Consider the following 23131-nt stretch of genomic DNA (forward strand, 5'->3'; position numbering starts at 1 on the left):
CATCCATTGAAAACTTAACGATAATAAGAAGAAATCGAATCGTGAATAGGTGATTCCATGACCATAGATCAAGTGTTAGAAAAAGCAAGTCAATATCTTAGTGAAGATGACATTGCTTTTTTACGTAAAGCATACGAGTATGCTGAGAAATCTCATAGCGGGCAGTACCGGAAATCTGGCGAGCCCTACATTTTACACCCAATTCAAGTTGCAGGAATTATAGTGGAACTTGAATTAGACCCTAATACAGTAGCTGCTGCTTTTTTACATGATGTGGTAGAAGATACTGAGGTAACTGTAGAAGAAATTTCCGCAGAATTTAACGAGCAAGTTGCTATGCTTGTTGATGGGGTAACCAAACTTAAAAAATTTAAGTATAAATCAAAAGAAGAACAGCAGGCGGAAAATCACCGTAAAATGCTTGTCGCTATGGCAAAAGACATTAGAGTGATTTTGATTAAACTTGCTGATCGTCTTCATAATATGCGAACTCTAAAATACATGCCGCCTGAAAAGCAGCGAGTCACGTCAAATGAAACACTCGAAATCTTTGCGCCGCTGGCTCATAGACTAGGTATCTCGACAATTAAGTGGGAGCTTGAGGATACGGCCTTGCGTTACTTAGATCCGCAGCAGTATTACCGCATCGTTAACTTGATGAAGCGCAAGCGAGCGGAGCGTGAACAGTATTTATCACAAGTAATGGACACAATCAATGAACACTTAACTGATGTCAAAGTGAATGCGGAGTTATCCGGCCGACCGAAGCATATTTACAGCATTTATCGTAAAATGGTGCTTCAAAACAAGCAGTTTAATGAAATTTATGATCTCTTAGCTGTTCGCATCATCGTAAAGAATATTAAAGATTGCTATGCTGTACTCGGGGTCATTCATACGTGCTGGAAACCGATGCCTGGAAGATTTAAAGATTATATCGCGATGCCTAAAGCCAATATGTATCAATCTCTGCATACAACCGTTGTTGGACCATTCGGTGATCCTCTCGAGGTTCAAATACGTACAGAAGAAATGCACCGCGTTGCTGAATTCGGGGTAGCGGCTCACTGGGCATATAAAGAAGGAAAATCTTCAGGTTCGTCTAAAGACTCATTTGAGGACAAACTTACTTGGTTCCGTGACATTATTGAATCGCAAAACGAAACAAATGATGCACAAGAATTTATGGAATCCCTAAAAATGGACTTATTTAGTGACATGGTCTTCGTATTTACTCCAAAGGGAGATGTGCTTGACCTTCCGCGTGGGTCCGTGCCGCTTGATTTTGCGTATCGTATTCATAGTGAGATCGGCAACCGTTGTATTGGGGCCAAAGTAAATGGCAAAATGGTGCCGCTTGATCATGAATTGAAAACAGGAGATATCGTCGAAGTGATGACTTCTAAGCATTCCTATGGCCCTAGCCAGGATTGGATAAAGATCACTCAATCTTCTCACGCGAAAAATAAAATTAAGCAATGGTTTAAAAAAGAACGCCGCGAAGAGAATATCGAAAAGGGACGCGAAATCGTTGAAAAGGAAATTCGTGCCCTCGATTTTGAACCAAAAGAGGTATTGACGGAAGAAAATATTCAACTGGTTGCCAATAAATTCAGTTTTGCAGGCGAAGAAGACATGTTTGCTGCAGCTGGGTATGGCGGGATTAGTGCTAAACAAATTGTTAATCGAATGACCGAGAAATTACGTAAGCAGCTAGACCAAGAGCAAGAAGAGCAGTCTCTGCAAGAAGCTATATCAGAGATTCCTTCTTTTACACCTAAGAAGAAAGCAAGCTCAGGCGTACGTGTAAAAGGTGTGGACAACCTGCTTATTCGTCTATCTCGCTGTTGTACACCCGTACCTGGTGATGACATCATCGGCTATATTACTAAAGGCCGCGGTGTCTCTATCCACCGAGCTGATTGTGCGAATGTGAACACAGAAGAAGCGAAAACTCGTCTTTTGCCTGTTGAGTGGGAAGGCGATCATCAGCAGTCAAAATCGTATAACGTAGACATTGAAATTACTGGTTTTGACCGCAATGGTTTATTAAATGAGGTATTACAAGCTGTTACGGAATCAAGAACGATGATTAACGCGGTGTCAGGAAAGAGTGATCACCGCAATAAAGTGGCGACGATTAATATGACGATCTTAATTCAAAATATTGATCATCTCCATAAAGTAGTGGAAAAGATTAAACATTTACAAGATATCTATTCTGTACGCCGAATTATGCATTAATCTATATCATTTGAGGTGTTAGTCGTGCGAGTCGTATTACAACGATCGAAGGAAGCTTCAGTTACAGTAGCAGATGAAGTAGTGGGTAAAATTAATTCTGGCTTAGTGTTGCTAGTTGGAATCACACATGAGGATACGAATGAAGATGTAGAATATGTAGCGGACAAAGTCGTTAACCTCCGTATTTTTGAGGATGAAAATGGGAAGATGAATCATTCTCTTAAAGACAAAGAAGGAGAGATTTTATCGATCTCTCAATTTACTCTTTACGGCGACTGTAAAAAAGGCCGTCGTCCAAACTTTATGGATGCGGCAAAGCCTGATATAGCAAAAGAGCGCTATGATTATTTCAACCAAGTTCTTCGTGATAAAGGGATCCATGTAGAAACAGGAACATTCGGAGCAATGATGGATGTTTCTCTAACAAATGATGGACCTGTCACTTTAATTGTGGAAAGTAAATAATTTATTTAAAATAAATTATTTGCGTTTGGCTGTAAGTTTTTTATTAATTGTGGTCATGCTAGAGGTATATTAATGGATGTATCAGAAAGGAAGATCCACTATATGCGCTCTAGTATGCGGCAGCAATCTATGCATCAAAGCACAGATCAAATGTTTCATGTAGACTTTCACAGCTTTGTGGAAAAAGAAAATACGAATACAAACTTGGAGCTCGCTTCAGAGTTTGGCTTATCCCTTAGAGATGTGAGGGCTCTAAAGCATAAGCTCGGACGAAATTAGCCTATTGACAGCTTGGAGTTTCATTCGTATAGTAGTAAACAAACCAATTACAAATTTGCATTATTCCGGTGAAGAGGCAGAGTAATTAAGGTAGCAGGTTGTAAAGAGAGGAGAGGCCGCGGCTGAGAGCCCTCCCAATTTGTCTTGATGAATGAACACCTCTGAGGATTTTCTCTGAACGTGTAGATCAGTAGGAGATGACGTTAACAGGCGTTAACTGTTTAAAAGTGGAAGCAAGTTCAGTTTGCTTCAATTAGGGTGGCACCACGGGTATATAACTCTCGTCCCTGATGTAGATACATCAGAGGCGGGAGTTTTTTGTGTTTTAAAAAAGACTTTTTATACGTGCAGGAGGAACAAAAATGAGTATGCAAATACCACGCGGTACGCAAGATTTATTACCAGGTGAAATTGAAATTTGGCAATATATCGAGCAAAAATCAAAAGAAATATGCAGCCGCTATAATTACAAAGAAATTCGCACTCCGATCTTTGAACATACTGAAGTGTTCGCGCGTGGAGTAGGGGAAACAACAGATATTGTTCAAAAGGAAATGTACACATTCACTGACCGCGGCGAGCGCAGTTTGACTCTTCGTCCTGAAGGAACAGCTGGAGTTGTGCGCTCTTTTGTAGGGAACAAACTATACGGAGAAGCGAGTCAGCCGACAAAACTATTTTATACTGGTCCAATGTTCCGTTATGAAAGACCGCAAGCAGGCCGCATGCGCCAGTTCGTACAATTTGGAGTAGAAGCGTTAGGCAGTGCAGATCCGGCCATCGATGCAGAAGTTCTAGCATTAGTAATGAGCATCTATTATGAGCTTGGCTTAACAGATATCAAACTTGTGTTAAACAGTTTAGGAGATAAAGAAAGCCGTGAAGCTCACAGAGACGCACTGATCAATCACTTTAAGCCTAGCATCGGTGAATTTTGTTCAGATTGCCAAAACCGCTTAGAGAAGAATCCATTGCGTATTCTTGATTGTAAAAAAGACCGTGAGCATCCATTAATGCAAACAGCTCCTTCTATTCATGACTACTATACAGAAGAGTCTGCTGCTTATTTCAAAGAAGTGAAGCAGCATCTTGATCAAATGAATCTGCCTTACGTAGTAGATCCAACATTAGTGCGCGGTTTGGATTACTATAATCATACTGCTTTTGAAGTAATGGCTGAAGGAGAAGGATTCGGAGCCATTACAACATTATGCGGCGGCGGAAGATACAATGGCCTTGTACAAGAGTTTGGCGGCCCAGAAACACCAGGAATCGGCTTTGCCTTCAGTATTGAACGATTGATCATGGCGTTAAAGGCACAAGGGAAGGTCCCTGATTTTGGTAATCAGCTTGATTGTTTCCTTGTTACTCTTGGTGATGCGGCCAAAGCGAAGTCAGTTGAGCTTTTGTATCAGTTACGACAAGCGGGGATTCGCTGTGACAAAGATTACTTAGATAAAAAAATGAAGGCACAGTTTAAAGCTGCAGATCGCCTAAACGTACGCTATACAGCGATTCTTGGTGATAATGAGCTTAATGAAAATCGAATTAATGTGAAAAATATGGAAACAGGCGAACAGGTCGAGGTTGCACTCGATACTTTTATCACATACATGAAAGAGCAAGTTGAGGGAGGCAAATAAGATGATTGGTAGAACGCATCATTGTGGAGAGTTAAGAAGTGAACATGTAGGGGAGACCGTACAATTAAAAGGGTGGGTGCAAAAGCGCCGTGATTTAGGAAATGTTATTTTCCTTGATTTGCGAGACCGCTCAGGCATTGTTCAAGTTGTTTTTAGCCCAGAGGTTAATAAAGAAGCACTTGAGACAGCAGAACGTGTTCGTAATGAATACGTACTTGAAGTAGAAGGTACAGTCGTTGCGCGTGACGCGCGTACAGTAAATGACAAGATTGAGACAGGGACGATCGAAATTCATGTAACAAAAGTAGAAGTACTCAATGCTTCAAAATCACTTCCATTCCAAATCGAAGCTGATACAGATGCATCAGAGGATGTGCGTCTGCGTTACCGTTACTTAGATTTACGCCGTCCTGATATGCAGGAAACATTTAAACTACGCCACAAAACAACAAAGTTAATTCGTAATTTCTTAGACGAAGAAGCATTTCTTGAAATTGAAACACCAATGCTTACAAAGAGTACACCTGAAGGAGCTCGTGACTATCTTGTTCCAAGCCGCGTGCACCATGGTGAATTTTATGCTCTTCCGCAGTCGCCGCAAATCTTCAAGCAGCTTTTAATGGTGTCTGGTTTTGAACGTTACTACCAAGTGGTTCGCTGTTTCCGTGATGAAGACCTACGTGCAGACCGTCAGCCAGAATTCACCCAAATTGATATTGAGACTTCTTTTATGGATAAAGAAGACCTTCTTTCAATGACAGAGAAAATGATGGCAAAAGTTTTAAAGGAAACAAAAGGTGTAGAAGTTTCCCTTCCAATGCCTCGTCTGACGTATGATGAAGCAATGAACCGTTATGGCTCTGATAAGCCGGATACACGGTTTGAAATGGAGTTAATTGAGCTCTCAGATGTAGTCCGTGACTCAAGCTTTAAAGTATTTACAAGTGCGATTAACGGCGGCGGTATTGTGAAAGGCTTAAATCTTAAAGGCGGGGCAAGTAAAATGTCTCGTAAGGAAATTGACGCGTTAACTGAATTTGTTAAGCCGTATGGTGCAAAAGGTCTTGCTTGGCTGAAGGTTGAAGCAGATGGCTTAAAAGGCCCGATTGCTAAATTCTTTGAAGGGGAACATGCAGAGAACCTTCTAAGTGCGATGAATGGGGAAGAAGGCGATTTATTATTCTTTGCAGCAGACAAAGCGCAAGTTGTCTTTGACAGCCTTGGTGCACTTCGTCTGAAGTTCGGTAAAGAGTTCGACTTAATTGATAAAGATGCATTTAATTTCTTATGGGTTGTTGACTTCCCGCTCGTTGAATATGATGAGGATGCAAAGCGTTATGTCGCTCTTCACCACCCGTTCACAAGTCCTAAGAAAGCAGATCGTGACCTGCTTGCTACAGATCCTGCATCTGTTCGTGCCGAGGCTTATGACCTTGTATTAAATGGTTATGAACTTGGCGGCGGTTCACAGCGTATTTATGAGCGTGAAATTCAAGAGCATATGTTTAGAGCGCTAGGGTTCTCAGAAGAAGAAGCAAAAGAACAATTCGGCTTCTTACTTGAAGCATTTGAATATGGTACACCACCGCACGGGGGAATCGCTCTTGGACTTGACCGTCTAATCATGCTTCTAGCAGGGCGTACAAACTTACGTGATACGATTGCATTCCCTAAAACAGCAAGTGCAAGCTGCTTATTAACTAATGCACCAAGCGAAGTAAGTCTTGATCAGTTAATTGACCTTAATTTATCCATCATCGGTAATAAGACGGATAAGGTCGAAGTATAAAGCATTCTAAGAGACTGCCTAGATCATTGGGCAGTCTCTTTTTTTAAGTCTATTTACAACCTGAGGAACGAGAGCAGCATTTAAAATAATACAGAGAGAAAATATAAGTGAAAAAATGATTGACTGTTTCATTTGAGATGCGTATAATCAGACTCAATAGAAAATTCGAAACAGTATGAGATGGAGATCTCATCCTTATCAAGAGTGGTGGAGGGACTGACCCGATGAAACCCGGCAACCGGTTTGTATGCCTATACAAACAAAGGTGCTACGTTCAGCAGAATGAATTCATTCTGAAAGATAAGGGAAGGCAGTGAAAACCTTTCCTTTTGGAAAGGTTTTTTTGCATTCATGATTATACAAGTTTAGATGAGACGAGGAGAGAGGCACATGCTTAAAATAGGAATACTTGGTTTTGGAACAGTTGGTAAGGGAGTGTATGACCGCTTTCATAGAACGAGAGAAACGATTGAACGTCAATTAGGGGAGTCATTTGCAATTGAAGCGATTTTAGTTAAAGATCGTCAAAAAGATCGGGCTTCTTTAGAGGAAGGTCTTGTGACTACTGATTGGGATGAATTTAAAAATCATCACTCCTATGATATTGTCTTTGAAGCGATCGGAGGTATTGAACCAGCGTATTCATATACGAAACATTTTCTTACTCAAGGGATTCCGGTTATTTCAGCGAACAAGAAATTGATCGCATCAAGAGGGGAAGACCTTGAAGCTTGTGCACAAGCTGGCGGCACCTTTTATGGATATGAGGCGGCTGTTGCGGGTGCTATTCCTATTATAAATGCGCTGCGTGCCACCCTTAGCACAACTTCGATTGATCGAGTTCGAGGCATTTTAAATGGAACAACAAACTATATGTTAACGGAAATGATTCAAAAAGAGAGAAGCTTTGCTGATGTGCTGCTTGAGGCTCAGCAGCTAGGCTATGCAGAAAGTGATCCAACTGATGATATTGAAAGCTATGATGCGTGGTATAAATTGATCATTTTAAGCAGACTCTGTTTTGGTAAATGGAGTGACACGGAACAGATTACTCGTTACGGGGTAAGTGAGATTGAAAATTGGCATGTAGAGGTAGCAAATGAACTTGGCTGTCAGGTGAAACTAATTGGTGATGCAAAGCTAGAAGATGGAGAAGTGAGAGGTATTGTGTCCCCTGCCTTTGTTGCTGGTGATGAACTTCTAGCATCCATCAACGGGGTCGTAAATGCTGTTGTCCTTTACGGGGAAGATATTGATCAACTATCGTTTGCCGGCCCAGGAGCTGGAGGGGCTGCTACAGCGAATAGTATGGTAGAAGATTTTATTCTTCATAGTCGTTATGATGGTGATCGTGTTGTGGCAGAAGAGCAACATGAAGCAAAAGAAGAGAGCAGCTATTCAATGGTATTTGTCAATCAAGCAAGTTACGGGGAATGTCTGCACTGGGCTGAAGCATATAGTGTTGAAATCGTTGAATCCATCCCGCATTCAGAAGGTGAGGCATGGATTGTTAAAAATGCTGCTGTAGATGAGTTGAGCCAGCCGGTTTATCAGCTGTATGGAAATATTCAAAGAATCACAAGTGCGAACGAAGTGAAAGTAAGCTAACAAATTAGTATAACGTAAGAGGGAGAGCTTATGGTTGAATTAATTGACGGTACGCATTAATCAACGCAATGGGTTCCTCTTTAATATAATACGTTCGAACTCCGCGGTTTGTATGGAGATACAAAAAGCCCATGGCATCTTTTTCTGGCTTTTTACGGTAAGAAATATCAAAAATAGATTGGATCGGGTAATGATCATCTTTCACGGTTAGTTTATCTTCAAACAGGAACATATCATATGATGTTTCAACAATGCGCTTTTCTGTCCAGCCGATTTCCTGACTGATTTCAATACAGCGCTGAGTGGCAAGTGCTTTTTTCATGGATAGATGGAGCCTCCTAAATAGGTTTATTCATACCGTACCATACCTCATAAAAAAGAACAAAAAAATAAATAACAGAAAATTTAGATAAAATACTTGCATGTCGTTTTCTGTCATGGTATATTATAGTCAACAAGATAAGAGTCCTACATTGTTCGTAAAAACTGATTGTTTTGAGCCAACACTTTTGAAAAGGGAGCAATAAGTTGTTTGTTGGATTACATGCCTTCTACGTCAAGGACGTAAGAGAATGAACACTAGGCACCCACCTGTGAGAGCAGGTTCAAAACGTAAGTCAAATACGGCATAGCTGGGATTCTTATCCTACATAACTCGGAAAAAAGCTGAATTGTTCATAAGAGCAATTCAGCTTTTTTCGCTGTGAAAACGCCTTAGACTTTTTTTGCAGGCTGTGATATATTCAAATCCGATAATAGATAGCTTTTTAGTATGGTACTAAAAGGGTATACTATATAATACGTACACCTTACTCTTGGAAGGAGAAACAATCCATGTTACATCAGTTTTCACGAAATGAATTAGCCATTGGTCATGATGGTCTTGATCAATTAAAAAATAGTACAGTAGCTGTTCTAGGAATTGGAGGAGTGGGGTCATTTTCAGCTGAGGCGCTTGCCCGCTCTGGAGTCGGACGTTTAGTTCTTGTAGATAAAGATGATGTGGATATTACGAACGTGAACCGCCAAATTCATGCCCTTCTCTCCACTGTCGGCCGTGAGAAAGTAGATCTCATGAAAGAGAGAATTGCAGATATTAACCCTGATTGTGAAGTCATTGCTCTTAAAATGTTCTATACAGAAGAGACATATAAACAGTTTTTTAGTTATGGTCTTGATTATGTTATTGATGCAAGTGATACCATTTCTTATAAGATCCATTTAATGAAACAATGTTTAGAGCGTAAAATACCAATCATCTCTAGTATGGGTGCTGCTAATAAGATGGACCCGACCCGCCTGCGGATCGCTGATATTTCAAAGACAAGCTATGACCCAATTGCAAAGGTCATTCGTACGAAACTTCGTAAAGACGGAATTCATAAAGGAATTGAAGTCGTATTTTCTGATGAACAGCCGATCAAAATTCGTGAAGATATCAGAAAAGAAATTGTTCCACAAAAAGCTGAGGAAGGCCCAATTCGAAAAGCAAAAATGCCTCCATCCTCAAATGCTTTTGTTCCATCTGTAGCTGGATTGATTATGGCAGGTCATGTAATTACGAAATTACTTGATGGAATAGAAATTAATCGTTAATAAAAATGGCTTCCACTTTTGTGGAGGCCATTTTTGTATCAATTATTTAGCTAATTTCTCTAAATTTCCGTTTTTGTCCATTTTAAATGAAGCGTTGGATAAAGTCTCTTCATCCTCTAAAATCGCCATTCTTCTTGCACGGTTCATAATTTGAATAAGAGATTGGTAATCTTCTTCAATGATTGAACTGTCTTGTTTAAGCTTTTGGATTTCGATTTCTAATTCACGATTACGGTTGATCAGCTCAAGATTGGTTTTAATAAGAGCCTGGTTTTCCTCCTCCACCTCTTTGGAGTTTGTTTGGTCGGATAATGTCTGTAAGTATTGAATAACCGCATCGAGTGACAGCGAAGAACTAGATGCAGGCTCTGGATTATATGAAGATACTGCATTCATTGAAGGTTGTGCGGCTGGTGGTGCCCATAAAGGCTTGCGCTGAGTGTAATAGGAGAAAGACATTGCACGTTTTCTCTGCTTTCTTTCTTTTTTTGCCTCAGCAATTTGCTTAATAAATCGCTGCCTTACAACAGCATTCCACCTAAAACCACATGCTGCAGAGGTGCGATTTAATTCATCTCCTACCTCTTCGAAGGCTTGCAGCTGCGTGCTGCCTTCACGAATATGTTTTAATACGGTTTCAGCAAGTAATACATCATCTTCGTGGGACCAAGCATCCTGTCTAACTTTCATTCTTTTCAACTCCTAATCCATAGATAGTTTTTGTTACTAGCTACTATGGTCAGAAAGAAGATAGTTTATACAAGGCTCATAGAAAATTTAATCGATTTCCCTCTATTTATTGAAATTGTAAGCCTAATCATTATGAAAAAGTATGAAAGAACCTTTTTTTATATGGTGTAAACGTGTAAGATATAGAAGAAAAATTTATTCTTACATTTCGACATTATTCGAGGAGTATTCCATGTTAAAAACTTTACGAGCAAAATTATTGTTCTTTTTCCTATTTGCGACGTTGCTTCCCCTTTTATTTGTAGGGTATATCACTTTTCAATCGCAAAAAATAGAAACCAATCAACAGCTTCAACAAACAATGTATACAATGGCAGATAATTTAGCTATTTCTATAGAAGAGATTGTCAATGAACGAATGGCAGATGTAACGATTCTAGCAAACAATACAATCTTGCGAGATTCGACTGCTACAAGAGAAGAGATTAGAGAAGAGCTGCGGATCTTTGTTAATGCTTATTCAATTTATTACGGAGCCTTATTTGTAAATCCAGAAGGTGTAGTCAGTGTTGATTTAGATAATACGATTGTGGGCACAGATGTAACTGACAGATTATGGTATCAAAAGGCGATAAGTCAAAACGGTATTTATTTTTCTGATATTTTTTATTCTGATGTTCTTCACCAACCAGCCATCGTTTTAGCGAGTGTTGTGAAGGATGAAGACGGTGAAGCGTTGGGAGTCGTTTCAGCCATCTTTGATGTGAATTTTTTATGGGAGCGTTTGGCTCATTACAGCAAGCAGCAAAAAAGTCACGGCCTTGAAGGATATGCTTTTTTGGTGAATGAACGAGGTGACATTATTGCTCATCCAAATGAAAATCTAATTCTCTCATACAATTATTTGGAGCAAAATAATTTAACAAGTGAAGCATTTGATGGACTGGTTCAAAACCGAAACTTATTTCATAGCAAAAGCAATGATATGATTCAAACGTTTTCTAGAATCGCAAAAGCACCTGGTTTTGATAATGAGTGGTATCTTAGTATTTCTGTTCCAAATGAACGAATGAATTCGCCTATTGAAGAACTCATTTTAAAGTATCTCGTATTGTTTGGGTGTGTGGTGCTTATTACATCAATAGGTGTCATAAAGTTATCCTCTTATATCGTGAAACCATTGCAAAAACTTGTCTTTGCGACGAGTGATTTTGCGTTTGGCAAAAAAGTGTATCCATTAGCACCTGATGCTTATCATGAAGTGGATACGCTCACACGTACATTTAATATGATGACAAGACGATTAGTTGAGCGTGAGAAAAGCCATCGTAAATCTACTCTGATTTTAGAAACAACCGATAATGGGGTCCTAGCATTTCAACAAAGCAGTCAACGGGTGACCACATTTAACCGTCAGTGTGAGCAATTGTTCGGTCTAGCTAAAGAACAAGCCTTGGGTGCAACACTCGATCAAGTTATTGAGCAGAACGGAGCGTTTAAAACGTTTATTGATTGTTCAAAGCTTTCCGATGTGCTCAGGAATCAAGACTTTAATAAAAAGTATGAATTTGAATGTTATTTAGGCGGGCAGAAGCGAATCTTTTTTGCCGGTGTATCAACTCTGCCTAAGTTAAATAATGAAGAAGAACTTGAAGACGTGTTGCTGATCTTTATTGATATTACAGACAAACGCAAGATAGAGCAGGAGTTAATTCGCTCTGAAAAGCTTCAGCTAGTCGGCCAGCTGGCTGCAGGATTTGCACATGAAATTCGTAATCCGCTAACGACGATTAGAGGCTTTATGCAAATTTTCCATCAATCGGATGCGACGAAAGATGAACATAAAGTTCATTATGATGTCATAATCAAAGAGATTGATCGAGTGAATTCCATTATTGGGGAACTGCTGCAAATGGCTAACCCTAAATCTGGCACATCAAAAACAGAAACAAATATTGGTGAGGTGTTAACCGATATTCATACTTTGTACGAACCAGAAGCAAACGAGCAAGGAATTAAAATGAGACTGCAAGTAGAACCGCTCCCAACCGTTTATTTAGATCGCAGTAAATTGCACCAAGTCGTGATGAATTTAGTGAAAAATGGATTAGAAGCAATCGATGGAAGCGGGTCACTAGCTCTTTCTGCTTATGAGAATACAGAACGAGAGATAATCGAAATAAAAGTCGAGGACACGGGCATCGGGATGAATCCTCAAACGATTGAAAAGCTTGGTACACCGTTTTTTACTACAAAGGAAACAGGCACCGGACTCGGGCTGATGACCTCATTTAGAATTGTCGAAGAGATCGGCGGCAAGCTTCTTGTGACAAGCAAGGAAGGTGTAGGAACCACGTTTATGATTCAACTTCCTTTGTATGAATTGAAAATGTACCGCTAAAAAAACTGGCTGCCCTTGGCAGCCAGTTTTTAGCGTTGGTCTAATTTATCATAAATATCGGCAAGAGCTTGTTCAAATTTCCCTGTGCGTTTAGGTTCATAATAGCGGGCCTTTTTTAGTTTGTCCGGCAGGTATTGCTGCTTAACCCATCCGTGATCAAAGTCATGAGGATACTGATATTCTACCCCGCGCCCAAGTGCTTTTGCTCCTTTATAATGAGCATCCTTCAAATGTTTAGGTACATCCCCAGAAGCGCCTCCTCTAATATCTGCAATAGCTGCATCTATTGCTTTATATGCAGAATTAGATTTTGGAGAAAGGCAAAGCTCGACCACAGCGTTTGAGAGAGGGATGCGTGCTTCTGGCATTCCTAGCCGTTCGGCTGACTCTATCGCAGCTAATGTTCTCGCTCCAGCTTGTGGGTTTGCTAGCCCAATATCTTCATAGGAAATTACAAGAAGCCTTCTTGCTATACTTGTTAAATCACCTGCTTCAAGCAGACGGGCTAAGTAATGAAGCCCAGCATTTACATCACTTCCACGGATTGATTTCTGGAAGGCAGATAATACGTCATAATGAGCATCGCCATCTTTATCATGATGAAAGCTTTTCTTTTGAATGCATGATTCGGCGGTTTCAAGTGAGATATGTTTAATTCCGTCCTCCGTTGCAAACGTTGATTTAACAGCAAGCTCTAGGGCATTTAAAGCTGAGCGGACATCGCCACCGCACATATGAGCAAGATGGCTGATGGCTTCGTCTTCTATTTTAATCTTCTCTTTGCCAAATCCCGACTCCGGATTTTGAATCGCACGAATTAGAGCAGTCTTTATATCATCAGGAGTAAGGGATTCAAGTTCAAATATTTGACAACGGCTGCGGATTGCTGGGTTAATAGAGTGATAAGGATTAGCCGTAGTAGCTCCAATTAAAATAATAAGTCCTTTTTCTAAATGAGGCAGCAAGAAATCTTGTTTTGCTTTATCTAACCGATGTACTTCATCGAGAATAACGATGAGCTGCCCATGCATTTTTGCTTCGGCAACAGCAATTTCCATATCTTTCTTATTGTGGACCACAGCGTTTAACAATTTGAAAGGAGTGTCGGTACTTCCGGCGATGGCTGTTGCTATAGAAGTTTTACCTACACCAGGAGGACCATATAAGATCATCGATGAAAGTTGACCGACATCGACCATCCGGCGCAGAAGCTTGCCGTCGCCTACTAGGTGGCTCTGGCCAATAATGTCTTCAATTTTCTTTGGACGCATACGATATGCGAGTGGTTCTTTTTTCATCCGATCATCTCCAATAAACTAGCATTCACCTATAGTGTAGCCCAATAGAGGGGAAAAGCCAATGATCCAGCATACTTAGAATACACCAAGAGAGTGAATGGGCACGACAGTGATTTAGACGCCAAAATAAATGTAATTCATGCTATAATGACAAAGAATTAGCAGGAGAGAAGGGGTAACCTTTGAGCGGAGTTGAGAATAGAAGAAAACCGAGCAAGTTATTTGTTCGCTGGGCAGTGTTTATGGTTGGCCTCGTCATCATGTCGTTTGGAATATCGATGATGATTAAGGCAGACTTAGGGAGTGCGCCGTGGGATGTATTGCATATCGGTCTCACCCTGCAGCTAGGACTTACAGTAGGCTCATGGTCTATTATCATGGGTTTTCTTATTATTGGTGCAACAAGTTTTTTAACAAAAGAATGGCCGCAGCTTGGTGCATTTATTAATATGGTATTAGTCGGGGTATTCATTGATATCTTTTTGTGGATCTTGCCAGCCCCTGAAGGTTTTGTCTTGAAATTGGCTATGCTATTACTAGGAATTATAATCATTGGATACGGAATTGGCTTATATATTGCGCCAAAGCTTGGAGCAGGACCACGGGACAGCTTAATGCTTGCTCTGACACTGCGCACAGGATGGAAAGTTCAATGGGTGCGTAGTTCGATGGAGGTCATTGTATTGACTGCAGGGTGGCTTCTAGGAGGTCCGGTCTTTATAGGAACGTTATTATTTTGCTTTGGGATTGGTTCGGTCGTAGGCTTTACGATGCCCCAATGTCAGCGAATGGTCGATATTTTGATAGAAAGAGGGTCGAAAAATGAAAATTTCAACCAAGGGACGTTACGGACTCACCATCATGATGGCGTTAGCTAAAAAGTCAGGTGAAGGTCCAGTTTCATTAAAATCAATCGCAAAAGAATATAAACTATCTGAACATTATTTAGAGCAGCTGATTGCACCTCTTAGAAATGCGATGCTTGTAAAGAGTGTACGCGGTGCTTATGGCGGTTATATGCTTGCAAAGGATGCAAATGAGATTACAGCGGGAGATATTATCCGTGTACTTGAAGGACCGATCAGTCCAGTGGAAGTAATGGATGATGAAGAGCCTGCAAAGCGTGACTTATGGATTAAAATTCGTGATGCGGTAAAAGATGTACTTGATAATACAACATTAGATGATTTAGCGAAATTTGAAGATAAAGGCAAACAAGAATATTATATGTTCTACATTTAATAAATAAAGAAGGTGATCAATGATGGATTCCATCTATCTTGACCATGCTGCAACATCGCCAATGGACCCGAGGGTAGTTGATGCGATGTTGCCGTATTTTTATGAGCAGTTTGGCAACCCGTCTAGCATCCATCATATTGGACGCGCAGCTCGTCAGGCAGTTGATGAGGCAAGAGCAAAACTTGCAGAATGCCTTCATACGTCCCCTAATCAATTAATTATTACTAGCGGGGGTACTGAAGCAGATAATTTAGCGGTCATAGGTTACGCATTAGAAAATGAGTCAAAAGGCAAGCATATAATTACCACGCAAATTGAGCATCATGCAGTAGGACATGCTTGCGCCGAACTAGAACAGAGAGGCTTTGAGGTTACCTATTTACCGGTGGATGAAATCGGAAGAGTCAGTGTTGAAGACGTTCGTAAAGCGCTGCGCGATGATACGATCCTTATAACGATTATGTATGGGAATAACGAAGTAGGAACGATTCAGCCTATTAAAGAGATTGGCGAGATAGTGAGGGAGCATCAAGCAGCCTTTCATACAGATGCCGTTCAAGCTTTGGGTACAGTGGATATAAACCTAGCAGAGCTGCCTGTGGATATGCTTTCATTGTCCGCTCACAAAATTAACGGCCCTAAAGGAATCGGCCTTTTATATATGAAAAAAGGTATCTCAGCAAGACCACTGTTATTTGGGGGAGAGCAGGAGCGTAAGCGAAGAGCGGGTACGGAAAATGTAGCAGCAATTGTTGGGTTTAAGAAAGCAATGGAAATTGCTGTTGAAACTGCCAATGAAAAACGTGAGCGTTATCTTGGCTATTCCCGGATCTTTTTTGATACATTTACTAAGATGGACATCAATTTTGGATTAAATGGGGATCCGGTCGAGCGCCTTCCTCATGTATTAAATATAAGTTTTCCGGGTGTTCAAGTCGAAGCGCTGCTTGTCGCACTTGATATGGCTAATATCGCAGCATCAAGCGGTTCAGCATGTACGGCAGGTTCACTTGAGCCTTCACATGTTCTAGAAGCGATGTACGGTAATGAGGGGAAAGAGCGCATCTTTTCGGCTGTTAGATTCAGTTTTGGTATCACCAATACTGAAGAAGAAATTGAACATGCGGCAAAAGAGATTGCAAAAATTGTTAAAAGACTCCAAGAACAGCAGCAGTTTATCAGCTAGGAGCATTAGGTGGTGGAAATGATGAAAAAAAGACCTGAAGATACAAAGGTCGTAGTAGGGATGTCAGGTGGCGTAGATTCATCTGTAACCGCCCTCGTTTTAAAAGAACAAGGCTATGATGTCATCGGGATATTCATGAAAAACTGGGATGATACTGATGAAAGCGGCTTTTGTACAGCTACTGAGGACTATGAAGATGTGATTCGTGTATGTAATCAAATCGGCATTCCTTATTATGCAGTTAATTTTGAAAAACAATATTGGGATAAGGTATTTACGTATTTCCTCGAGGAATATAAAGCGGGGCGTACGCCTAACCCAGATGTCATGTGTAATAAAGAAATCAAGTTCAAAGCGTTTTTAAACCATGCGATGGCACTTGGTGCTGATTATGTGGCAACCGGTCATTATGCACGTGTGGAAGAAGTAGACGGAGAGTTCAAATTGCTGCGTGGTGTTGACAGCAATAAAGATCAAACCTATTTCTTAAATGCCCTCTCACAGCAGCAGTTATCAAAAACGATGTTCCCAATTGGTCACATTCCTAAAAAGGAAGTGCGAGAGAGAGCGTTAGCTGCGGATCTTGCTACGGCTAAGAAAAAAGACAGCACTGGAATTTGCTTTATCGGAGAACGTAATTTCAAAGAATTTCTAAGTGAATTTTTGCCTGCACAGCCTGGTGAAATGCAAACCGTTGATGGTGAAGTAAAGGGTCAGCATGACGGATTAATGTACTATACATTAGGGCAGCGTCAAGGTCTTGGCATTGGCGGAGCTGGCGAGCCGTGGTTTGTTATTGATAAAGACTTAGAGCGCAACGTATTGATTGTTGGACAAGGGTTCCATAACCAAGGTTTATATTCAGAGGGACTAGAAGCCGTTCATTTGAATTGGATCTCACCAACAAAACCAACTAGTGAATTCCGTTGTACAGCTAAATTCCGCTACCGCCAAGATGATCAAGGCGTGACGGTTATACCGCAGGAAGACGGAGGCGCGCTCGTGAAATTTGATGAGCCAGAGCGTGCGATTACACCGGGACAAGCCGTCGTTTTCTATGAAGGTGATGTATGTTTAGGTGGAGGTACGATCGATCGAGTGATTAAAAAGTGGGAAAATGCCTAAATGGTATTTTCCCTTTTTCTCTGTGTTCCGGCGTGAGATAATAAATAAAGGATAGAAGCAGTGAGAGGATGAAAATAATGAGCAATAATGAATTAAGTAGTAATGAGACGAATTGGAATGAAAAAGGAATTTCGTATATGAATGAACAAAATTACGAGGAAGCGGCAAAAGCGTTTAATGCTGCAATCGAAGAAAACCCAAAGGATGCAACAGCTTTTATTAACTTTGGAAATCTGCTTGGAGCCGTAAATGACTATGAACGTGCGCTTATTTTCTTTGATAAAGCGATTGAACTAGATGAACATGCTGCCACTGCTTATTACGGTGCGGGAACGATTTATTTTAAGCAAGATCAGTTTGAAGAAGCTGCAAAAATGTTTAAACAAGCGTTAGTAGAAAAGCTTGAAGAGGCAGATGTCTTTTTTATGCTTGGAATGAGTTATTATCAGCTTGGGGCTCTGCCGCATGCACTTGCAAACTTTAAGCGTGCCGTTGAACTCAATAAGTCAGATGTAGATGCGCGCTTCCAGTACGGTCTAACGTTAGCTCAGCTCGAACAGGTAGAGGATGCGGTAGTTGAGCTTGAAGAAGTGGTTAAGCTGGCACCTGAACATGCGGATGCTCATTTTAATCTTGGTGTTGCTTATGCGTATCAGGAAAATTTGACGAAAGCTCTTCAAGCATTTGAAGAAGCTCTTCGTATCCAGCCGGATCATGCACTAGCTGCTAATGGACGAAAGACCGTATCAGAAGCCTTGCAATAAGGGTGATTATGAATGGATGAACAACAATCCTTAGAACAAGATAACGGAATAGAGCGTGGCTATATAAAAGGCGAGGTTCTCCATCTCGTCTTTAGAAATGATGAAAATGCCTACACTGTAGCTCTGATTCGGGTCAGTGAAACAAATGAAGAGCTAAAGGATAAGAAAATAACGGTAGTGGGAATCCTTCCGCAGCTGGATGTAGCTGAAACCTTTTTGTTTTTTGGGACCATCACTGACCATCCACGTTTTGGACAGCAGTATCAAGTAGAGCAATTTAGACGAGATCTGCCTCAAACAAAGAACGGCATCATTCAATATCTTTCAAGTGATCGCTTCCCAGGGATCGGCAAGAGGACAGCAGAAACGATTGTTGAGGTATTAGGGGAAAGGGCCATTACTCGGATTGTTGAAGACCGAGCTGTGCTAAAAGCTGTACCAAAGCTCTCTAAAGAAAAAGCAGACCAATTATATCAGCAGCTCATAGACCAACAAGGAGTTGAACAGGTCCTAATGACGCTGTCAAAGCACGGATTTGGTCTTGAACTATCAATGAAGGTATATCAAAAGTATGGGTTTCAAGCACTTGATATTATTCAAACAAATCCTTATCAGCTGATTGCAGATGTAGAAGGGATTGGATTTAGGAAAGCTGATTTACTTGGAGCTGCGATTGGTTTAACAGGGAATCACCCAGACAGGATCCGAGCGGGGCTTTTGTTTGTTGTACAAGAATTATGCTTACAAGATGGACATGTCTATATCGAAAAAGAAGAATTGATCCCTCATGTAAAACAACTGTTATCGTCACCAGATGCGTCAATAAGTACAGAAGAAGTCGAGCATGAGCTTTTAACGATGGAAGAGGAGGATGCGCTTGTACTTGAGGAAACGCGCGTCTATATAAAATCACTGTATTTTGCTGAAAAAGGAATTGTCTCAAGTGTAAGGAGACTCATGGCTACGGAGGTTAAGGATGAATTCCCGGAATCGGAGTTCTTAAAAACACTAGGCGAGCTTGAGGAAGAGTTGAAAATTGAATACGCACCGCAGCAGAAAGAAGCGATTCAAACAGCGTTAGCTAATCCTTTTATGCTCCTTACAGGGGGGCCGGGAACGGGAAAGACAACGGTTATTAAAGGAATTGTCGAAACGTATGCAAGGCTTAACGGTTTATCACTTGACCCTAAAGCGTACACTAAATCCAATCCATTTCCGATCTTACTTGTCGCACCAACTGGAAGAGCGGCAAAGCGGATGAGTGAGGCAACAGAACTGCCTGCTGTTACCATTCATAGGCTGCTTGGCTGGAAAGGCGGAAATGGTGGATTTGAAAAAGGAGAACATGAGCAGCTGGAAGGAGAATTGATTATTGTCGATGAGGTTTCAATGGTTGACATCTGGCTTGCTAATCAATTGTTAAAGGCGATCCCTAAAGGCATGCAGGTCGTTTTTGTAGGAGATCAAGATCAATTGCCTTCAGTTGGACCTGGCCAAGTACTTAAAGATTTCTTAGATGCAGAGGTTGTTCCAACGGTTCCTTTAACAGCGATCTATAGACAAAAGGAAGGCTCCTCGATCATCGAACTCGCCCACGAGATGAAACAAGGGAAAATGCCTAGCGACCTGCCTGAAGCGAAGCCTGATCGACGGTTCTTTCCGTGTACAACCGATCACGTCCAGCATGTTGTGACACAGATTTGTGAAAATGCCATAAAAAAAGGGTATCTTGCCAGAGACATACAAGTACTGGCTCCGATGTATAAAGGGCAGGCGGGGATTACGGAACTCAATCGTATTCTCCAAGAGCTTTTCAACCCTAAGACAGAGCAAAAACGAGAGCTTTTATACGGGGAACTTTCTTACCGGACAGGAGATGTTGTACTTCAGCTCGTAAACAATCCTGATGAAAATGTGTACAACGGAGACCGCGGAGAAATTGTGGCGATTTTCTATGCAAAAGAAAATACAGAAAAACAAGATCAGGTTGTGATTAGTTTTGATGGAACAGAGGTTGTCTACAATAAGAAAGATTTAAATCAAATTACACATGCTTATTGCTGTTCGATCCATAAATCGCAAGGAAGCGAATTTCCAATCGTTGTCATGCCTGTAGTACGTAATTATTCTCGGATGCTGAGGAGAAATTTAATTTATACAGGGATTACTCGGGCAAAAAAATTCCTGCTTCTATGCGGGGAATTAAAATCCTTTCATACCGCAGTTACACGAGAAGATGAGTTAATCAGGTATTCGATGTTAAAAGACAAGCTTGTCGCCCTAAAACAATCTCAACAGGAATATGAGAATGGAAATGGTCAACTAACATAACGAAGGGACATAACATGCATACTAAGGTTGTTCGGAAAGGTGGGGAGTACTTTGCGAACTTTTTCAACCGTAGAAGGTCTTCCAGTCATCGAACAAGCTTCAGGAATAGAATGCGGGCATGTTCTTGATGTGTTAGTTGACCGAGGCGAGCGTATCTCAGGGTTTGTTATTGACAAGAAAGGGTGGCTTAATCATCATCTTTTTCTGCCGATAGGCGCAGTTGCAAGCTTTGGATATGACGGGGTAATGGTGGAAAGCTTTAAAAATGTGTCGAGATATGACCGAAAAAACCATCATGCCCATCCATTAAAGCTAGGCAAAAGACGTCTTCAGGGAATTTCCTTGTTGACGACTGAAGGCGAAAAAGTCGGGCTTGTCGAAGATGTATATTTTGATGAAGAAGTGGGGACAATCGTAGGGTATGAAGTGACCGATGGGTTAGTAGCTGACTTAGTAGACGGCAGGAAGGTAGTTAAGACCAAGGGCCCTCTTGTAGTTGGCAAGGATCGCGCCATCGTGTCGATTTAAGGAGGCCCTGCGTATGCAATGTCCAAACTGTAAATCAAAAGATATAGGAAAAATCGGTACAAATCAGTACTATTGCTGGAATTGCTTTGTGGAAATGAGCTTGCAAAAAGGAATGCTAAGTTTACATCAGGTCGAAGAAGATGGTTCGCTTAGTTCCTTAGATGATTTGTTTGATGATGAGGATCTGCATGTTGGAATGTAATCCAATATAAAGGTGGTGTCATCCGATGAGAAAAGCTTTTACGTCTTTACTTGCTGTTGGAGTGGGAGCTGCTGCTTATTCGATGAGTAGTCGCCAGAAAAAGCGTAAATTTGACCAGTTTATCCAGCCTATTACGCGGTTAGATATGGATAAATATCTGAATAAACGAACGTGGAATAAAACGATGAAACGCTTAACCAAACGTTTTTCGTAAATGCAGCGACAAGCTTGTCTACACATGTAGGCAGGCTTTTTTTTGTGAAAAAATAAGGAGAGTGATAATGTAAATTAATTTGTACACACTAACGATAACAAGAACAGGAAATGAAAAGGAGGTGTTGGGAATGTGGAAAACACTTGAGAATAAGTGGATCACAAGACTTATTCTTATTTTATTACTCATGCTGATTGTATTTATGGCAATGCAATTATTCCCTTTAGTAACTCCAGTACTAAGCATTATAAAAGCATTGCTGCTTCCTCTTTCCCTATCCTTCTTATTTACATATTTACTGCATCCGCTAGTAGAGGGGCTTCATGAGCATGGGCTGCCGCGTTCGCTAAGTGTATTACTCGTATTTCTCGCTTTATTAGTTACCCTAGGCCTTGTTCTTATGTTTGGTGTTCCGTTATTAATTGAACAAGTTCAGCACGCAATGACAGTCTTACCACAGCAAATTACCGAAATAGAGAAAATGATTATTCAAATTCAAACGCAAGCCAGAGCTCTTCCATCCCCTATCCGAGTTCATATTAATGAATGGTCGACTCAGGCGGGCGTGCTTGGAGCAAAAGCACTCGATCAGATAGAAGTTCTTGCACTATGGTTGATTCAATCTATTTTTAGTTTAATGGTCGTCCCCTTTCTTGTTTTTTACTTCTTAAAAGACTTTGACCTAATAGAAAAAGTTTCCTGGTATCTAACTCCTAGAAAATGGAGGCCGGGTTTAAAGCGCTATGCAAAAGATGTGGACCATTCATTTGGGAGCTATATAAGAGGACAATTATTAGTTGCACTTGCCGTAACAATTATTTCGAGTTTGGGTTTTTGGTTGATCGGTGTTCCCTACCCAATTCTTTTAGGAGTATTTATGGGGGCGACAGAGATGATACCATACTTTGGAGCATACATTGGTGCCGTCCCTGCTATTATCATTGCATTGTTTGAGTCATGGCAGCTAGCTTTGATAACAGCTGGATTTATATTAATCTTACAACAGATTGAAGGAAATATATTATCTCCCGTGATTGTTGGTAAGACATTACATTTGCACCCTATATTAATTATCCTCGCTTTGGTAATAGGGATTGAAGCAGGGGGCGTGATCGGGCTGCTATTGGCCGTACCTGCCCTTGCTATTTTAAAGGTGACTCTTCTACATTTAAGACTATATTTCATCAGTCATTGACAAGTGTATAAACGCTTTTCTATAATAGGAATCAAATGGTTTAACTCGATGGTTAGAAGAGTAGATCAACGAACGAATCGTATACAAAACACGTCGACGGAATAAGTACGAATCAGACCGCACAAAGAGAGGCAGCTCCTTAGGCTGAAAGAGCTGCTGTGTGAAGGGATTTGGAAAGCTGCTCCTGAGTGCAGGGAAAAACCTGCCGTCAGCCTCGTTACGGCTTTGAGTGATGAATTACAATAGGTAATTCATAATTAGGGTGGCACCGCGTGATTACAACTCTCGTCCCTTCTTTTTGGGATGAGGGTTTTTTTGTATGCAAATGTTC

21 protein-coding genes, 1 other RNA gene, 1 riboswitch and 2 other annotated features are annotated in these 23131 nt (G+C 40.9%); of the genes, 19 read left to right on the top strand and 3 right to left on the bottom strand.

Features of this window, described 5'->3' with window-relative positions; translation table 11 throughout:
* Nucleotides 1-57 precede the first annotated feature (57 nt).
* From PQ478_RS04140 to PQ478_RS04165, 6 genes are all read left to right on the top strand, one after another.
* Nucleotides 58-2244 (top strand): RelA/SpoT family protein, encoded by a 2187-nt coding sequence (locus tag PQ478_RS04140; RefSeq protein WP_075683110.1) that lies wholly within the window; start codon nt 58-60, stop codon nt 2242-2244.
* A 24-nt stretch (nt 2245-2268) separates the two neighbouring features.
* Nucleotides 2269-2709 carry a D-aminoacyl-tRNA deacylase gene (gene dtd / locus PQ478_RS04145; protein ID WP_012957772.1) on the top strand — a complete coding sequence of 147 codons (441 nt, stop codon included), beginning with the start codon at nt 2269-2271 and terminating at the stop codon, nt 2707-2709.
* 72 nt (nt 2710-2781) lie between these two features.
* Nucleotides 2782-2988, top strand: coding sequence for a hypothetical protein (locus PQ478_RS04150; protein WP_022626518.1), 207 nt, complete (start codon nt 2782-2784; stop codon nt 2986-2988).
* 59 nt (nt 2989-3047) lie between these two features.
* Nucleotides 3048-3280 (top strand) — a binding site (T-box leader).
* Nucleotides 3281-3350: 70 nt separating this feature from the next.
* Complete coding sequence (gene hisS, locus PQ478_RS04155) at nt 3351-4631, top strand: histidine--tRNA ligase (protein WP_012957774.1); 1281 nt, start codon at nt 3351-3353, stop codon at nt 4629-4631.
* 1 nt (nt 4632) lies between these two features.
* On the top strand, nt 4633-6420 hold the full coding sequence (aspS, locus tag PQ478_RS04160; protein ID WP_012957775.1) for an aspartate--tRNA ligase: 1788 nt from the start codon (nt 4633-4635) through the stop codon (nt 6418-6420).
* A gap of 192 nt (nt 6421-6612) precedes the next feature.
* A riboswitch (SAM riboswitch) is annotated at nt 6613-6727 on the top strand.
* Between the two features lie 83 nt (nt 6728-6810).
* Complete coding sequence (locus tag PQ478_RS04165) at nt 6811-8028, top strand: homoserine dehydrogenase (RefSeq protein WP_289235913.1); 1218 nt, start codon at nt 6811-6813, stop codon at nt 8026-8028.
* A 28-nt stretch (nt 8029-8056) separates the two neighbouring features.
* On the opposite strand, the gene PQ478_RS04170 is transcribed toward PQ478_RS04165, so the two are convergent.
* The gene (locus PQ478_RS04170; RefSeq protein WP_012957777.1) at nt 8057-8350 is read right to left on the bottom strand and encodes a hypothetical protein; all 294 of its coding nucleotides are present in this window, start codon (nt 8348-8350) and stop codon (nt 8057-8059) included.
* Nucleotides 8351-8490: 140 nt separating this feature from the next.
* Here PQ478_RS04170 and ssrS point away from each other — a divergent pair.
* Together ssrS and PQ478_RS04180 are read left to right on the top strand one after the other, a co-directional pair.
* A non-coding RNA gene (ssrS, locus tag PQ478_RS04175) (6S RNA) lies at nt 8491-8671 on the top strand.
* 191 nt (nt 8672-8862) lie between these two features.
* Nucleotides 8863-9624 (top strand): tRNA threonylcarbamoyladenosine dehydratase, encoded by a 762-nt coding sequence (locus PQ478_RS04180; RefSeq protein WP_289235914.1) that lies wholly within the window; start codon nt 8863-8865, stop codon nt 9622-9624.
* A gap of 42 nt (nt 9625-9666) precedes the next feature.
* Here the strand turns inward: PQ478_RS04180 and PQ478_RS04185 are convergent, their stop codons facing one another.
* Complete coding sequence (locus PQ478_RS04185) at nt 9667-10314, bottom strand: RsfA family transcriptional regulator (RefSeq protein ID WP_075683105.1); 648 nt, start codon at nt 10312-10314, stop codon at nt 9667-9669.
* A gap of 232 nt (nt 10315-10546) precedes the next feature.
* Here PQ478_RS04185 and PQ478_RS04190 point away from each other — a divergent pair, with 232 nt between their 5' ends.
* Nucleotides 10547-12715, top strand: a complete 2169-nt coding sequence (locus PQ478_RS04190; protein WP_075683104.1) for a sensor histidine kinase — start codon at nt 10547-10549, stop codon at nt 12713-12715.
* Between the two features lie 29 nt (nt 12716-12744).
* On the opposite strand, the gene PQ478_RS04195 is transcribed toward PQ478_RS04190, so the two are convergent.
* Nucleotides 12745-14013 carry a replication-associated recombination protein A gene (locus PQ478_RS04195; protein WP_289235915.1) on the bottom strand — a complete coding sequence of 423 codons (1269 nt, stop codon included), beginning with the start codon at nt 14011-14013 and terminating at the stop codon, nt 12745-12747.
* A gap of 182 nt (nt 14014-14195) precedes the next feature.
* Here PQ478_RS04195 and PQ478_RS04200 point away from each other — a divergent pair, with 182 nt between their 5' ends.
* From PQ478_RS04200 to PQ478_RS04245, 10 genes are all read left to right on the top strand, one after another.
* Nucleotides 14196-14891 (top strand): YczE/YyaS/YitT family protein, encoded by a 696-nt coding sequence (locus tag PQ478_RS04200; protein ID WP_083633491.1) that lies wholly within the window; start codon nt 14196-14198, stop codon nt 14889-14891.
* A complete protein-coding gene (cymR, locus tag PQ478_RS04205) occupies nt 14836-15255 on the top strand; it encodes a cysteine metabolism transcriptional regulator CymR (protein ID WP_012957783.1) in 420 nt (139 codons plus the stop codon). Before PQ478_RS04200 ends, cymR begins: the two co-directional genes overlap by 56 nt.
* A 22-nt stretch (nt 15256-15277) precedes the next feature.
* Complete coding sequence (locus PQ478_RS04210) at nt 15278-16441, top strand: cysteine desulfurase family protein (RefSeq protein ID WP_289236933.1); 1164 nt, start codon at nt 15278-15280, stop codon at nt 16439-16441.
* Nucleotides 16442-16462: 21 nt separating this feature from the next.
* Nucleotides 16463-17566 carry a tRNA 2-thiouridine(34) synthase MnmA gene (mnmA, locus tag PQ478_RS04215; protein WP_075683101.1) on the top strand — a complete coding sequence of 368 codons (1104 nt, stop codon included), beginning with the start codon at nt 16463-16465 and terminating at the stop codon, nt 17564-17566.
* A 77-nt stretch (nt 17567-17643) separates the two neighbouring features.
* Nucleotides 17644-18330 carry a tetratricopeptide repeat protein gene (locus tag PQ478_RS04220; RefSeq protein ID WP_289235916.1) on the top strand — a complete coding sequence of 229 codons (687 nt, stop codon included), beginning with the start codon at nt 17644-17646 and terminating at the stop codon, nt 18328-18330.
* A gap of 12 nt (nt 18331-18342) precedes the next feature.
* On the top strand, nt 18343-20661 hold the full coding sequence (gene recD2 / locus PQ478_RS04225) for an SF1B family DNA helicase RecD2 (protein ID WP_289235917.1): 2319 nt from the start codon (nt 18343-18345) through the stop codon (nt 20659-20661).
* A gap of 51 nt (nt 20662-20712) precedes the next feature.
* The gene (locus PQ478_RS04230; RefSeq protein ID WP_012957788.1) at nt 20713-21189 is read left to right on the top strand and encodes a PRC-barrel domain-containing protein; all 477 of its coding nucleotides are present in this window, start codon (nt 20713-20715) and stop codon (nt 21187-21189) included.
* Between the two features lie 13 nt (nt 21190-21202).
* Nucleotides 21203-21391 (top strand): YrzR-like zinc ribbon domain, encoded by a 189-nt coding sequence (locus PQ478_RS04235; RefSeq protein WP_012957789.1) that lies wholly within the window; start codon nt 21203-21205, stop codon nt 21389-21391.
* Nucleotides 21392-21416: 25 nt separating this feature from the next.
* Complete coding sequence (locus PQ478_RS04240) at nt 21417-21605, top strand: DUF3918 family protein (protein ID WP_012957790.1); 189 nt, start codon at nt 21417-21419, stop codon at nt 21603-21605.
* A gap of 130 nt (nt 21606-21735) precedes the next feature.
* Nucleotides 21736-22800, top strand: coding sequence for an AI-2E family transporter (locus PQ478_RS04245; RefSeq protein ID WP_012957791.1), 1065 nt, complete (start codon nt 21736-21738; stop codon nt 22798-22800).
* An 84-nt stretch (nt 22801-22884) separates the two neighbouring features.
* Nucleotides 22885-23096 (top strand) — a binding site (T-box leader).
* Nucleotides 23097-23131 lie beyond the last annotated feature (35 nt).

Source organism: Alkalihalophilus pseudofirmus (assembly GCF_029094545.1).
Taxonomy (GTDB): domain Bacteria; phylum Bacillota; class Bacilli; order Bacillales; family Bacillaceae_D; genus Alkalihalophilus; species Alkalihalophilus pseudofirmus.

Coding starts and splice junctions, on each gene's coding strand:
- PQ478_RS04140 (WP_075683110.1), top strand. CDS start 58: ATGACCATAGATCAAGTGTTAGAAAAAGCAAGTCAATATCTTAGTGAA.
- PQ478_RS04210 (WP_289236933.1), top strand. CDS start 15,278: ATGGATTCCATCTATCTTGACCATGCTGCAACATCGCCAATGGACCCG.
- PQ478_RS04240 (WP_012957790.1), top strand. CDS start 21,417: ATGAGAAAAGCTTTTACGTCTTTACTTGCTGTTGGAGTGGGAGCTGCT.
- hisS (WP_012957774.1), top strand. CDS start 3,351: ATGAGTATGCAAATACCACGCGGTACGCAAGATTTATTACCAGGTGAA.
- PQ478_RS04150 (WP_022626518.1), top strand. CDS start 2,782: ATGGATGTATCAGAAAGGAAGATCCACTATATGCGCTCTAGTATGCGG.
- PQ478_RS04180 (WP_289235914.1), top strand. CDS start 8,863: ATGTTACATCAGTTTTCACGAAATGAATTAGCCATTGGTCATGATGGT.
- aspS (WP_012957775.1), top strand. CDS start 4,633: ATGATTGGTAGAACGCATCATTGTGGAGAGTTAAGAAGTGAACATGTA.
- PQ478_RS04235 (WP_012957789.1), top strand. CDS start 21,203: ATGCAATGTCCAAACTGTAAATCAAAAGATATAGGAAAAATCGGTACA.
- PQ478_RS04185 (WP_075683105.1), bottom strand. CDS start 10,314: ATGAAAGTTAGACAGGATGCTTGGTCCCACGAAGATGATGTATTACTT.
- recD2 (WP_289235917.1), top strand. CDS start 18,343: ATGGATGAACAACAATCCTTAGAACAAGATAACGGAATAGAGCGTGGC.
- mnmA (WP_075683101.1), top strand. CDS start 16,463: ATGAAAAAAAGACCTGAAGATACAAAGGTCGTAGTAGGGATGTCAGGT.
- PQ478_RS04245 (WP_012957791.1), top strand. CDS start 21,736: ATGTGGAAAACACTTGAGAATAAGTGGATCACAAGACTTATTCTTATT.
- PQ478_RS04195 (WP_289235915.1), bottom strand. CDS start 14,013: ATGAAAAAAGAACCACTCGCATATCGTATGCGTCCAAAGAAAATTGAA.
- PQ478_RS04165 (WP_289235913.1), top strand. CDS start 6,811: ATGCTTAAAATAGGAATACTTGGTTTTGGAACAGTTGGTAAGGGAGTG.
- PQ478_RS04170 (WP_012957777.1), bottom strand. CDS start 8,350: ATGAAAAAAGCACTTGCCACTCAGCGCTGTATTGAAATCAGTCAGGAA.
- PQ478_RS04190 (WP_075683104.1), top strand. CDS start 10,547: ATGTTAAAAACTTTACGAGCAAAATTATTGTTCTTTTTCCTATTTGCG.
- PQ478_RS04220 (WP_289235916.1), top strand. CDS start 17,644: ATGAGCAATAATGAATTAAGTAGTAATGAGACGAATTGGAATGAAAAA.
- cymR (WP_012957783.1), top strand. CDS start 14,836: ATGAAAATTTCAACCAAGGGACGTTACGGACTCACCATCATGATGGCG.